Raw genomic sequence first — 14,012 nt, forward strand, 5'->3', positions numbered from 1 at the left:
TATTTTCAAGATTTTGGTGTGAGAAATTGTTTTATAGCAAGCGATCTATTTCTGGAATTTATAATTACTTTCTATGATTAGGCTATTTAAAATTAAATAAAAAACCAGTTCATGTGAACTGGTTTTTTTGATGCAAATTATTTTGGTTCAATCGGTGCAAATGGTGCGATTACATCGGCATTCTGTGCACGGTGACGCATGAAATGATCCATCAGCACAATCGCAAACATGGCTTCTGCAATTGGTGTCGCACGCACACCCACACATGGATCGTGACGACCTTTGGTCAAAACATCTGTGTTTTCACGATCAATATTAATGGTTTTACCAGGTGTGGTAATACTTGCAGTAGGTTTAAGCGCAATCGCAACTCGAATGGTTTGACCGCTGGAAATACCGCCAAGAATACCACCTGCATGATTTGCCAAGAAACCATCTGTGGTTAATTCGTCACGTGTTTCATGCCCAAACTGTTCAGCAACTGCAAAACCATCGCCAATTTCAACCCCTTTCACAGCGTTAATTGACATCATGGCATGGGCAATATCCGCATCTAAACGATCAAATACTGGCTCACCCCAACCCACAGGAACATTTTCAGCCAAAATCTCTAATTTTGCACCACAGCTTGTACCTTGCTCACGCAATGAAGTAACTAAGGCTTCAAAACGTGACACTGCATCGACATCGCCACAGAAAAATGGATTATTTGGAACTTCATTCCAATCTAACTTTTCTGCTTTTTCAGTACCAATTTGAGTCACATGACCACGGATTAAAATTCCAAATTTTTCTGCAAGGTATTTCTTCGCAATAGCTCCCGCAGCAACACGCATCGCTGTTTCACGCGCGCTAGAACGACCACCACCACGATAGTCACGGAAACCGTACTTTTGTGTGTAAGTGTAGTCCGCATGTCCTGGACGGAAAGTCTGCGCGATATTGCCATAATCCTTAGATTTTTGATCTGTATTGCGGATTAATAAACCAATCGGTGTACCTGTAGTTTTACCTTCAAAAACCCCTGAAATAATTTCAACTTCATCAGGTTCTTTACGTTGCGTGGCAAATTTCGAGGTTCCTGGTTTACGACGATCTAAATCTTTTTGCAAATCTTCAGCAGAAAGCTCAAGCCCTGGTGGAACGCCATCCACAATTGCCATCAAGCCTACACCATGAGATTCACCACAGGTCGTTACACGGAAGAGTTGTCCAATACTATTACCTGCCATGTTCACAACTCCTTATGCTTGAACAGATTGAATGAATAAATCACGGAATTGGCGACATTGTGCAGCTGTTAAAGCAAAGATGCCTGAACCACCCTTTTGGAATTTCAACCAATGGAAATCGATGGTATTGAAGTTTTGTTTCATCGCCCATTCAGAATTTCCAACTTCGATAACAATTAAACCATCTTCTGTTAAGTAGTCTGCGGCTTGTGCCAACATTTTACGCACTAAATCAAGACCATCTTGTCCAGCAGCCAAAGCCAACTCTGGTTCATGGCGGAATTCATCTGGTAAATCTGCCATGTCTTCCGCATCCACATACGGTGGGTTCGATACAATTAAGTCATACTGATTTTCAGCAGGAATTTTAGCGAACAAATCTGACTCTAATAACGCAACTTGATATTGCTTATCGTGATGTTCAGCATTAATAGAAGCAACTTCTAATGCTTCTTTTGAAATATCTGTAGCATCCACTTCCGAATCTGGGAATGCATAAGCCAAAGCAATGGCGATACAACCTGAACCAGTACACATATCTAAAATGCGTTGCGGTGTTTTAGGCTGAGTATTGATAGGAAGATTATTGTCCGCTGCACGCATTTCACCATTTTCATCTAAACAATAAGGTGCAAAACGGTTTTCAATGAGTTCAGCAATTGGCGAACGCGGAATAAGTACACGCTCATCCACATAAAATGGCTTATTAAAGAAATACGCCAAATTCAATAGATATGAAGTGGGTACTTTTTCATTAATACGGCGTTCAAGCAATTGTAGGAATTCTGCTTTTTCACTTGCTAATAATTTTGCATCTAAAATTTCAGAATCTGCGTTCCAGTCTAAAGATAACGTCTGTAATACTAATGCTGAGCTTTCAGCAAAAAAGTCTTCTGTACCTTGACCTAAGTGTGCATCGTATTGACGTAATGCTGTTACCCCAAAACGGATAAAATCACGAATAGTAGTGAGGGTTTCAGCGGCTTCCTGTAAATGTTCAGGGCTAATAGTCGGTCGATCCACTTAAGGCGTCTCCAAGGTCAAAATCATAAAAAACGGCTTATGATACCTTGTTTTGCCTGATTTTATAATGCTTAACTGTGTTTCTTCTCTATTTCATTCCATTTTTCAATCACCTGCAATTTCATTAAAATTCAATCTATATAAGACTACTGGATAGATTTAATATCCAAACTTGCCCCTTAATAAACAGATACAAAACTTTAATCGTTCTCGCCAAAAGCAACTTGAATTAGAGACTTTAGAGACTTATAAATAGCTCATTATTTACTCCTTTTCTTGATATGAGCTATAAACACAACAATCTTATGGCGATGCGCCAAAACTATTGGAGCAATGAATCGCCCGATATTCTTTCTGAAAAATTATTTTTAATGCAACAACTCTCAGAACATCAGGTTTTTAATAGCCCTACTCTAGATGACGCTAAATATTTATTTTTCAGCCTACCCAGTATTGTGATTGTTAAAGGTTATGCACATGGTTTTACTCACATTAGCGTGCAAAACATGATTACAACCTATATCCAAAACCATAAGGTACAACTCTCGAACAAAGAAGCACTGAAAATAAAATTTCATATGTAAACAGAATGCTCTGATTCTGCATAAATTTAGATACAGTTCTAAAAAAACCGCGTCATTCAGCAAGTTGAACTTTTTTAATACGTGAAGACACGTTAATATCCGTTACAATTAACTTTTCTGTGAATTGCTGATTAAGGATTGCATTGAATGTCAGATCAGAATGATAAGCTCAAACAACTTAAAACCTCCTCTATGGATCGTCGCTTATCTATTGCAAAAGCATCCTTACTGGCGGGAACTCGTTGGGCGGCATCCAATGCGACATCAATGTTCTCTAGTGAAGCTGAAAAAGAAAAAAAACGTAAACAAGCCATGAAAGAGCAAGCGAACTATTTAGTTGCTGAAATTGGCAAACTAAAAGGTTCGATTGTAAAGATTGGACAAATGATGGCTTTATATGGCGAACATTTCTTGCCAGAAGAAATTACTCAAGCTCTAAACACCCTGAACAACCAAACCGTTGCACTGGCGTGGCCTGCGATTAAGCAGCATTTAGAGCAACAACTGGGTGATAAAATTCATGAACTGACCATTGATCATGAGCCACTTGGTACAGCTTCATTGGCACAAGTCCATCGTGCAACACGTAAATCGGACGGATTAGAACTGGTATTGAAAATTCAATATCCAGGGGTTGCTGATGCAATTGATTCCGATATGAGCTTGTTTAAAAACATGCTCAAATTGACGCGCATGGTGCCACAAACCCGAGAATTTGATCAGTGGTTTGATGAAGTGCGCGAAATGATGCATCGTGAAGTAAGTTACGACATTGAAGCGGCAACCACTAGACGTTTTGCTGAACGACTGAAAGATGATCCGCGTTACATCGTGCCTGAAATTATTGATGAATTTTGTACTGACCAAATTCTATGCATGACATTTGAACGTGGTGTGCCGATTAACAGCCCCGTGATGCTTTCCTTACCACAAAATCGTCGTAATCTTTTAGGTGAAGCTTCTTTAGAAATTGCGGTACGTGAGATTTTTGAATGGGGTGAAATGCAAACCGATCCTAATTTTGGCAACTATTTAGTTCGCTTAGGAGATGGAGAGCAACAACCTGACCAAATTGTTTTACTCGACTTTGGTGCCATTCGTCAATTCGATCAACACTTACTCAGTGTGGCTCGCAATCTTATTCATGCAGGTTATCTGCATGATCCACAAGCAATGGTAAATGCAATGACTGGATATGAGTTTTTTGACTCAATCCCGCAAAGTATTAAACCCGATATGGCGAAAGTTTTCTTATTGGCAACCGAAGCATTTAGCTGCCCTGCCAATAACAAAGATTTGCCTGCTGGTGTGATGGATGAGCATTACCGCTACGACTGGAAAAAAAGTCTGTTACATAGCCGAGTGATGCAACAAGCGTCTAAATCAATGGCTTCCCGTTATTTCAGTGTTCCACCAAAAGAATTTATGTTTATTAGTCGCAAATTTATCGGGGCATATACCTTTATGACCGTAATTGATGCCAAAACCAATGTCCGCGACATGATTAAATCTTTTATTTAATTTACTCGGACTAGAATGGCAACTTTGTCATTCTAGTCAATACACACCTCATTTCGACAATTCAACCATAAATATTCATAATATAAATCAGTACATTAATCCAAATCCTGTTATTAGATTACCGTTTATCTTTGACAATTGAGTATGTCAACAATGACATAGTTTTTTATATAACGTCATGTCAGCATAAAAATAGCAATTATGCTCATATGGAACGAAAAATAATGACAAATATGGTCAATAAGGCACAAGGATTAGGTTTATCGCTGATTACAAAAATTGCTGGAAGCGACGTTCTGGATCAACTTAAGCTCAGAAAATTCTTAGAAAAATCATTATATCAAGGCTCTAAAACCAGTTTTAAAGCCCTAAGCAAAACACAAAAGGTTTTTAATGGTGCGGAGCCTTATGCTAAACAACGCCTACCTAGTCAGCAAAAATCTCTGTTCGACCTCAGCTTAACCGCGGAACAGCAGATGACCTGCGATGCCATGAGTCAGTTTGCGACAGAAGTTCTCTACCCACTTGCCCATCAAGCCGACCATCAAGAACAATTCCCTCAGCAACTCTGGGCACACGTTGATGAATTAGGCTTAAATTATTATGCATTACCTGAATCTTTTGGGGGTGTTGCCACTGAAAAAGACATCATCAGTCATATCTTAATTGCAGAACACTTGGCCAAAGGCGATTTCAGCCTAACAGCAGGAATGCTCTCAACGTTTAGTGTAATTAATGCCATAACACAATGGGGTTCCGAACAGATACAAGAACGTTATTTATCTGCATTTGCTGAAGATAGTGAAGTCATAGCCAGCTTTGCTGTCCAAGAAAATACACCTGCATTCAATCCAATGCAGCTTAAAACCAAAGCCCTCAACAATGATGGTCAAATTTATTTAAGTGGTGAAAAAACATTGGTAATGCTGGGTGAAACCGCCGATGTATTTCTTGTAACTGCTGAATTTCAAGGTCGACCAGATGTATTTGTGGTGAAACGTGATACTTCTATTCGTGCTCAGAAAAATCCTGCAATGGGTTTAAAAGCCACGGAAACCATGACTTTACAGTTTAATCAAACTCCAGCTGAACGCTTAGGAGATGATGACTTTGATTACACAGCTTTTATAGATCTAGGAAATCTTATGTGGTGTGCCATGGCCGTAGGCACTTGTGAAGCAGTTAAACAATACTGTATTCGCTATGCAAATGAACGAACAGCTTTTGGTGAACCGATTTCTCATCGTCAAAGCGTGGCTTTTATGATTGCAGATATGGCGATTGAAATTGATGCCATGCGTATGTTGGTGTTGAATGCTGCAAGTTTGGCAGAAGCAGGTAAACCTTATCATCGTGAAGCGTATCTTGCTCGTCTACTTTGCGCTGAAAAATCAATGAAAATTGGTACAGACGGCGTGCAAATTTTAGGTGGACATGGTTTCACAAAAGAACATCCCGTAGAACGTTGGTACCGTGATTTACGTGCTACGGCGATCTTACATTCAGGTTTACACGCTTAAAAGAATAAAATAAAGGTATCGATTATGAACTTACAAAACCCTAAAAAATTTAAAATCTTACTCGACCAAGCCCATGAAGTTGCATTAAATGTATTACGTCCAATTTCACGCAAATACGACAAAGCCGAACATGCCTACCCAAAAGAACTGGATATGCTCGCATCCTTACTCGATGGCATGAATGACGGCGGTGAAGGCATTAACGCTGGAGCTGCGGTAGGAAAACGCGGTTCACAAGATGACAGCAATAAAAATGGCGTCAATATGTCTACAGCATTGGGCATTATCGAAATGTGTTATGGCGATACAGGGCTGTTACTGTCTATGCCACGTCAGGGACTTGGCAATTCAGCGATTGCTGCCGTTGCGAACGATGAACAATTGGAGCGCTTCAAAGGCACATGGGCTGCAATGGCAATCACCGAACCCAATTGTGGTTCTGACTCTGCTGCTATTCGCACCACAGCCACTAAAGATGGTGACGACTACATCTTAAATGGTGAAAAAATATTTGTGACTTCTGGCGAACGTGCCGATTCTGTTGTGGTCTGGGCGACACTGGATAAAAAACTTGGTCGTGCTGCCATCAAATCTTTTGTAGTCCCAAAAGGTACAGCAGGTATGACAGTTGAACGACTGGAACACAAACTCGGAATTAAAGCATCTGATACTGCCGTGATTCGTTTTGACCAATGTCGTGTCCCTGCGGAAAACTTACTCGGCAATGCCGAAATTGATGTCGCAAAAGGCTTTGCTGGGGTGATGGAAACTTTTGATAACACGCGTCCTTTGGTCGCTGCAATGGCTATTGGATGTGCCAAAGCCTCTTTAGAACGCATCAAAGAAATTTTTCAGGATCAACTTGATTCAAACTATGCCACCCCTTATTTGCAATGTTCCAACCTAGCAGCGCAGATTTATAAAATGGAAGCAGAATGGGAAGCCGCACGTCTGCTCATGTTAAAAGCTACGTGGATGGCAGACAATAAAAAACCAAACTCTAAAGAGGCTTCTATCGCAAAAGCCAAAGCAGGTCGTGTTGGCAATGATATTACATTAAAGTGTGTGGAACTTGCAGCTTCTGTCGGTTATAGCGAAACCGAGCTTTTAGAGAAATGGGCACGTGATTCTAAAATCTTAGACATTTTTGAAGGTACGCAGCAAATCCAGCAATTGATTATTGCACGGCGTGAACTGGGTAAAAATTCAAGTGAATTAAAGTAAGTACTATCCGCTTAAAAATGCCCTTACAAATGATGGATTATTTGCTATAACAATCCATCATTTAAATACTTTACTTATCTAATGTTTCAAATTCGTACGCTCCAAGAACAAGATAATCCCGCAATTGCCCAAATTATTCGTGAAGTGTCTAAAGAATTTGGCCTTGCACCTGAATCTGGCTTTGCTGTTGCAGACCCTATTTTAGACAATTTATATCAAGTCTATAGTCAGCCCAATGCACAGTATTGGGTGATTGAAAATGCACAAGGTCAAATTTTAGGTGGTGGTGGGCTTTCGCCGCTTATGGGTGATCATGAAACACTTGAAATTCAAAAGATGTACTTTTTACCTGAAATTCGTGGTTTAGGTTTTGCCAAACAAATCTTAGAACAATGTTTTAAATTTGCTTTGGCACGAGGCTATCGTTCCTGTTATTTGGAAACCACCGAATCTTTATGGCAAGCTGTAAAACTTTATGAAAAGTTGGGCTTTCAACACTTATCCGCACCCAAAGGTCATACAGGTCATAGCCATGCCTGTGAAATCTGGATGGAAAAAACCCTTTAAAATACGCACAAAAATGACATCAATCCTACTGAATTGATGTCATTGCTTACTCAATTTTAAATGGTGTATAAATCATGATGAGTTCAGTAATTTATCTATTACACCAAATTTCTTAAAGATCTGTGCTCTACGCTTAGGGTGAATATTGGCTTTATTTAAGTCACCGCCATAATGTTTAAATACACGCTTATCCATCATTTTGAACCATAATGGCGGGATCATCGCAGGTAAAAGCATACTCGCATAGCCACTTGGTAACTCTGGTGCTTCATCGAAGTGTCGCAGAGCTTGGAATGGTCGTGTTGGATAAGCATGATGATCTGAATGACGTTGCAATTGATATAGGAACAAATTGGTCACAATGTTATTGTTATTCCAACTATGCTCAGGCATGGTTCGCTCATATTTGCTATTTTCGTCTTTCTGGCGCAACAAACCATAGTGCTCAATATAGTTAATAATTTCAAACAAGCTAATGCCATATAAAGATTGTGTGAGTAAATATGGCGTAATACCTGCACCAAACATTTTAATCATGCTGGCATGAAATGTGGCACTCATTCCCCAGCCTTGTAATAACTCATTATCCTTAGACCAAAACGTCTTGCCTTTACGCTTCAAACGATTACTTTCAATTTCAATTGCAGATTTAAACGAGCCAATCACGGTTCTAGGTAAAAACTCATAAAAAGTTTCCCCCATACGCGAGGATGCAGGGTCTTCTGGTGTTGCCGCACGCTTATGATGCCCATATGGGTGCTCAATACGAAAATGGTTATAGCCTGTCGGGACCAAGGCCAAATGTGACAGAATATGATCCAAGCGATCCGACTTATGGCTTAATTCATGGGCTGTATTGATTGCAATACCATTAATTGCTCCCATAGAAACACCGAGTAAAATTTTGTCCAATAAAGACGTCTCTTTACGTCCCACCAAATAACACGCATAAACATTGGCTGCATATTGAAGTGGAATAAAAGTTTTTACCAAACGCGCATAATAAGGATCTTGTTCTAGTAATTTCACATCTTCAGCAGATGGGTTGTTTTGATCTTTACCAATTAATGCATCAATTGTAGGAATAATGACATGAAGCAATAAGGGGCCACCTAAAGCAAATGCCTTTTTTAATGGACGTGGTGCAAACTGATAGCCTGCTAAAATTCCCATACCAATCACAGGTAAAGCGGGACTGATTGCCCATAAATAACGTTTTTTATCTAAAGCCATCCCCGCTTTAACTGGAAGCAAAATCGAATCCTGTTCTGTTACTTTGACTGTTGCATTCATTTGCAAACCTTTCCTTCTTTTCTTGTTATGTATATATTTTCTTAATTCGTCCTCAAGCTACAGTAGTAACCGTCCATAAAAACTATGTAATCGTCTTTGGCTTAATTTGATAAACAATGACCTACAAACACATATGACAAACTGCTGATCGTTGTATATTTCAGCAGATAAGAAAGAATGAAAAGACATGGATGCACTAAGTAAAATTTTTGATGATATTCATCTGAACAAATCGGAATACCTTTATTTGAAAGCGCAAGGAGACTGGTGTTTTCAATATCAAGACCAGAGTGCGATGGTGGCTTATGCTATGGTCACAGGTCATGCCATCATTCAATTAGATGCAACTACACAAGTTCAAGCACGTGCGGGCGATTTAATTTTAATCCCTTCGGGTCAAAGCCATACCGCCTTTAATACGCCAAACCCTTTGGTTGATACATTAAATATTACCCATCGTTTCGATGAAACTGGTGAAAAAAGTATTGAATTTGGCACGGGTGAAGAAAAACAGACTGTCATCTTAGCAATCCGCTGCCATATGGACAGTATCATGGCACGACCATTGTTAAATGCCTTACCCCACTCTATTCATCTGCATCAAATGAATGGACAAACGATTCCTGAATGGTTACAGATTGGCTTACAGTTTTTAGCGGTAGAAACGCTACAAGTCCAGCCAGGTCGTGACAAAATTTTAGATCATTTAGTGAGTATATTTTTTATTGAATGCGTTCGAGATTACATTTTACAACTGAGTGATAGCAAAAACTGGTTAGCGGCTCTCTCTCATCCAGAATTATCCAATGCCTTAGCAGCCATTCACGGGCAACCGCAACGCGCTTGGACGGTAGAAACCCTCGCAGAACAATGCTGTATGTCCCGTTCTAAATTTGCTCAATTATTTAGTCAAATTGTGGGTGAAACGCCTCTTGCCTATTTGCAGCAACATCGGCTACGCATTGCATCACAATACCTAAGACAAGGACAATACACGATTCAACAAATTGCCCATTTGGTGGGCTATGCGTCCGAAACAGCGTTCAGTCAAACCTTTAAAAAGCAATTTGATCTCACACCTACTCAATATCGCCAACAATTTATGCAATAGCATAAATACGGCGTACGTTACAGCAAACTTAAAATGGCTTGTACGGGATCTTCACTATTGCCCGAAAGTAGCTGTTTATGCATGGTAATATGCTGCATAACCTGAATTTGCGCCACTTCAATATTCATCAGTTTTTCGATTTCATGTGCCAAATTCTCTGGTGTTGCATCATTCTGAATCAACTCCTGAATCACTTTTTTCCCTGCAATAATGTTAGGCAAAGAATAATAAGGAATCTTAATCAGTAATTTTGCAATGAAATAAGTTAAAGAATTGAGTTTATAAAAAGTCACCATCGGACGGTGTAACAGCATCGCTTCCAAAGTTGCGGTGCCTGAAGCCAAAGCCACAATATTAGCTGCATTCATCACCTGACGACCAATTTTAGACTCCGTGTCTGTATTTTCTAATAAATGCACTTTAGCGCGGAAAGCATCAGAATAATGTTGCAGTAAATGTTCAATTTGATGTTTACGTGCATCATTAATCGCTGGAATCAGAAATTCGTAGTCAGGGTATTTTTGGCTCAGAATTTCTCCCGCTTTGAGTACCAATGGACCTAAGCGTTCAACCTCTCCACGGCGACTGCCTGGTAATAACGCAATATGCTTATGATTCGTTGCCAAACCAAGTTCTTGCTTAGCTTCGACCAAATCATTTTTTAAAGGCAGTTGACTTGCTAATGGATGACCAACAAAAGCTGCTGGTACATCGAATTTTTTAAAAAATGCTTTCTCGAACGGAAATAAACACAGCACCAAGTCAATACTTGCCTTAATTCCATGCACACGTCCTTGTCGCCATGCCCAAACCGAAGGGCTGACATATTGTACGGTTTTAATCGGTAACTGTTTTTGTTTCAAACTTTTCGATAAGCGCAAATTAAAATCAGGTGCATCTATACCGATAAAGATATCTACGGGTTGTTTTGTCCATTTTTCAACCAGACCATCACGTACTGCAAATAATTTTTTAATGTCTTTTAAGACCTCAACAATCCCCATCACCGATAAAATATCCATCGGATAGTCACTTTGAAAGCCTTCCGCAATCATTTGTGGGCCGCCAATTCCTTCAAACTCAGCATCAATTCCTTGCTCACGAAAACTGCGAATTAATTTAGCACCTAAAGTATCACCAGAAACTTCACCGACGACGATGCCTATTTTTAATTTTTTGTTGTTCAAGACTTTATGCTCTGTTCAAAGTTAAACGTCTCAATATTCTAGCATAGGCAGTGCATTTGAAAAATTTAGGAAAATGGCTAAAGCGTAAAACTACACCACTTTCTAAATCTAATTTGACCATGAAGTCTTTTTAATTCATCTAGATTTACAATAGTTACACAATTGAACATCATTAAATTTAAAAATAAACTTAATGCGAATCATTTACACTATCAATTATCATGTCAAAGTCGCCCGCGTTATTTAAGTATTCCCTACTTGCTCTTACCATTGCTCATATCAATCTTAGTTTTGCCCAAGATGATGTTGCAACCCTGTCTACTATTCAGTTACAAGCCGATGTAACAACCAATCAAAACTCCGAGCAAACCAAGGCCTATAACGTTAAAAAAAGCAGTAGTGCAACCAAACTGAATATTGATACACAGGAAACACCACAAACCGTAAATGTGGTGACACGTCAGCAAATTGATGATTTCGGCTTAAATTCAACACGCGAAGTATTAAAAAATACGCCAGGGGTGACGGTTCTTAATCAGGAAACTGAACGAACTACTTATATGGCACGTGGGTTTGAAATCTCTAATATTCTTACTGACAGTGTTGGCTTTCCTCTTTCTAACTGGAACTATAACAATACCAATCCTGATACTTTCTTCTATGATCGAGTTGAAGTGATTAAAGGCGCCGATGCCCTTTCCAATGCCTTTGGTGACCCTAGCGCGACAATTAACAATATTCGTAAACGCCCAACCAAAGAGTTTCAAGCCAATGCAGGAATGAGCTATGGTTCATGGAATACTGAACGTTATGAAGCAGATATTTCAGGGTCTCTTACTCAAGATGGACGCGTTCGTGGCCGATTAATGGGCTATGAACAAACGCGGGATTCTTATTTAGATCGGTATTCTTCTGAAAAAAATGGTTTTGCAGGAGTAATTGAAGCGGATCTGACAGATACGACCTTGTTAACTGTTGGTTATAGCCAAAATCAGAATAAACCTAATGCAAACAACTGGGGAGCTTTACCTTTACTTGGAGCAAATGGTCAACAACTGTCTTATGACCAAAAATACAATCCAAACCCAGACTGGGCACATTGGGACAATACTGCTCAAAATGCCTTTGTAGAGTTAAAACAAAAACTTGGAGATAAATGGGCTGCTAAACTTACCTATAACTACAATGATTTAGAACATAATAGCCGTTTACTCTATTATTACGGCAATCCACAAGCCGATGGTTCAGGAGTTTCCCTCACAGCATGGGGTGGTAAAGAACATCTACGTCAACATCTTGCCGACCTAAATTTTGAAGGAAGTTACGACTTATTTAATCGAGAACACGAAGCTACTTTCGGATACAGCCGCATTCAATCTAAACAGAATGATCAGCAATCTAGCGGCTTTATTAATGACAGTAATATCAACAATGTAACTAGTGTTTATAATGGTGTTTCATATACAACACAATACACAACCAATTGGGCAAGCTGGACACCCAAATCAGTCACATGGTCTGCATTTTCTGATGCAGCCGACTATAAACAAGATATCAACTCTTTCTATGCAGCCACACGTCTACATTTAACCGATAATTTAAAATTCATTTTAGGTGGCAATTATGTTGAGGCCTCGAGTAAAGGCATAAGTTATGGCTCTGCCATGAACTATGATGAAAGTAAGTTCTCCCCATATGCAGGATTAACTTATAATTTCACACCAGAATATACGGGTTACATGAGCTATACATCTATTTTCAGACCACAAACGGGTATAGAAGAAACCACGGGGCAAGCACTCAAACCAGTCGAAGGTGAAAGCTATGAAGCTGGTTTTAAAAGCTCATGGTTAGACGATAAATTAACTGGCTCACTTGCTGTATTTAGAACAGAGCAAAATAACTATCCTCTGCGCAACTCTGATGGCAATCCATTAAATCGTAAGGTACAAAGCAGTGACCTACGCTCCCAAGGTGTTGAGCTTGGTCTATCTGGTCAATTAACCGATAACATAAATCTGGCATTTGGATATACACAATTCAGCCTGAAAGATCTGAAAAATGGTGGTGCCGCCAGAACCTACAATCCAAATCAGACAATTAACCTACTAGCGACATATACAATGCCTGCTTTACCTAAATTAAAAGTTGGTGCTGGTTTTCAATGGCAAGATAATATTAAACTCTATGACTCAAATTTAAACAGCACCATCACTCAGGATGATTATGCCCTAATCAACTTAATGGCAAGCTATGACGTCAACAAACATGTCAGCCTACAGGTTAACGGTAATAATATTACCGATAAGAAGTATTTAAATAGCTTCCCTAATGGTCAAGCATTTTATGGCGAGCCAGCAAACTATACAGTGTCTGTAAAATTTAAGTATTAATGAACCCGCCAAGCCTGAACCATCAGGCTTGGTTTTTTGCATTTCCATAGTGATTCATTTTATGAGTAAAGCATTACCTCTTTCTCTGACCTACCGTATTCAAGTGCTGTATCGTTTTATTATAGCCTTCATACTCGGTTTTATTTGTACCGCTTTACTCAGTTTAGCCTTAACACATCTGTTTCATCTGAGTTTACCCAAAGCAGAATCAATCTTTTTAGCGGCTTTCATCAGTCTTCTTTTTTATGTTTTCTTTGTGATTACCAGTTTCTGCATTCAATCACTGATGAAGCTCACTCTCATGAGCACGGCATCTTGTGCTGTTCTTTTTGTCTTATTTCTTGGAATGGGTTAACT

12 protein-coding genes are annotated in these 14,012 nt (G+C 39.4%); 8 read left to right on the forward strand and 4 right to left on the reverse strand.

Going from position 1 to position 14,012, the window contains the following annotated elements; all coding sequences use genetic code 11:
• Window positions 1-137: 137 nt before the first annotated feature.
• On the reverse strand, window positions 138-1,232 hold the full coding sequence (gene aroC, locus MP622_RS06730) for a chorismate synthase (RefSeq protein WP_044738464.1): 1,095 nt from the start codon (window positions 1,230-1,232) through the stop codon (window positions 138-140).
• Between the two features lie 12 nt (window positions 1,233-1,244).
• Complete coding sequence (gene prmB, locus MP622_RS06735; protein ID WP_243793161.1) at window positions 1,245-2,255, reverse strand: 50S ribosomal protein L3 N(5)-glutamine methyltransferase; 1,011 nt, start codon at window positions 2,253-2,255, stop codon at window positions 1,245-1,247.
• A gap of 281 nt (window positions 2,256-2,536) precedes the next feature.
• On the opposite strand from prmB, the gene MP622_RS06740 reads away from it, so the two are divergent.
• The 5 genes from MP622_RS06740 (at window position 2,537) to MP622_RS06760 (ending at window position 7,671) form a co-directional block, all read left to right on the forward strand.
• Complete coding sequence (locus tag MP622_RS06740) at window positions 2,537-2,839, forward strand: hypothetical protein (RefSeq protein WP_151504598.1); 303 nt, start codon at window positions 2,537-2,539, stop codon at window positions 2,837-2,839.
• A 147-nt stretch (window positions 2,840-2,986) separates the two neighbouring features.
• Window positions 2,987-4,360, forward strand: coding sequence for an AarF/ABC1/UbiB kinase family protein (locus MP622_RS06745; protein WP_243793162.1), 1,374 nt, complete (start codon window positions 2,987-2,989; stop codon window positions 4,358-4,360).
• A 233-nt stretch (window positions 4,361-4,593) separates the two neighbouring features.
• A complete protein-coding gene (locus MP622_RS06750; RefSeq protein WP_243793481.1) occupies window positions 4,594-5,880 on the forward strand; it encodes an acyl-CoA dehydrogenase family protein in 1,287 nt (428 codons plus the stop codon).
• 24 nt (window positions 5,881-5,904) lie between these two features.
• Entirely contained in the window at window positions 5,905-7,104 is a 1,200-nt protein-coding gene (locus tag MP622_RS06755) for an acyl-CoA dehydrogenase family protein (protein ID WP_243793164.1), read from the forward strand.
• 81 nt (window positions 7,105-7,185) lie between these two features.
• Window positions 7,186-7,671, forward strand: a complete 486-nt coding sequence (locus MP622_RS06760) for a GNAT family N-acetyltransferase (protein WP_243793165.1) — start codon at window positions 7,186-7,188, stop codon at window positions 7,669-7,671.
• A 72-nt stretch (window positions 7,672-7,743) separates the two neighbouring features.
• Here the strand turns inward: MP622_RS06760 and MP622_RS06765 are convergent, their stop codons facing one another.
• Window positions 7,744-8,964 (reverse strand): alkane 1-monooxygenase, encoded by a 1,221-nt coding sequence (locus MP622_RS06765; protein WP_243793174.1) that lies wholly within the window; start codon window positions 8,962-8,964, stop codon window positions 7,744-7,746.
• A 187-nt stretch (window positions 8,965-9,151) separates the two neighbouring features.
• On the opposite strand from MP622_RS06765, the gene MP622_RS06770 reads away from it, so the two are divergent.
• The gene (locus tag MP622_RS06770) at window positions 9,152-10,075 is read left to right on the forward strand and encodes an AraC family transcriptional regulator (protein WP_104442182.1); all 924 of its coding nucleotides are present in this window, start codon (window positions 9,152-9,154) and stop codon (window positions 10,073-10,075) included.
• A gap of 17 nt (window positions 10,076-10,092) precedes the next feature.
• On the opposite strand, the gene lpxB is transcribed toward MP622_RS06770, so the two are convergent.
• Window positions 10,093-11,262 (reverse strand): lipid-A-disaccharide synthase, encoded by a 1,170-nt coding sequence (lpxB, locus tag MP622_RS06775; protein WP_243793176.1) that lies wholly within the window; start codon window positions 11,260-11,262, stop codon window positions 10,093-10,095.
• Window positions 11,263-11,483: 221 nt separating this feature from the next.
• Here lpxB and MP622_RS06780 point away from each other — a divergent pair, with 221 nt between their 5' ends.
• Together MP622_RS06780 and MP622_RS06785 are read left to right on the forward strand one after the other, a co-directional pair.
• Window positions 11,484-13,655: a TonB-dependent siderophore receptor gene (locus MP622_RS06780; RefSeq protein ID WP_243793178.1), complete on the forward strand. Its 2,172-nt coding sequence runs from the start codon at window positions 11,484-11,486 to the stop codon at window positions 13,653-13,655.
• A 61-nt stretch (window positions 13,656-13,716) separates the two neighbouring features.
• Window positions 13,717-14,010: a hypothetical protein gene (locus MP622_RS06785; RefSeq protein WP_243793179.1), complete on the forward strand. Its 294-nt coding sequence runs from the start codon at window positions 13,717-13,719 to the stop codon at window positions 14,008-14,010.
• Window positions 14,011-14,012: the final 2 nt, after the last annotated feature.

This window comes from Acinetobacter sp. PK01 (genome assembly GCF_022819285.1).
GTDB lineage: Bacteria > Pseudomonadota > Gammaproteobacteria > Pseudomonadales > Moraxellaceae > Acinetobacter > Acinetobacter tandoii.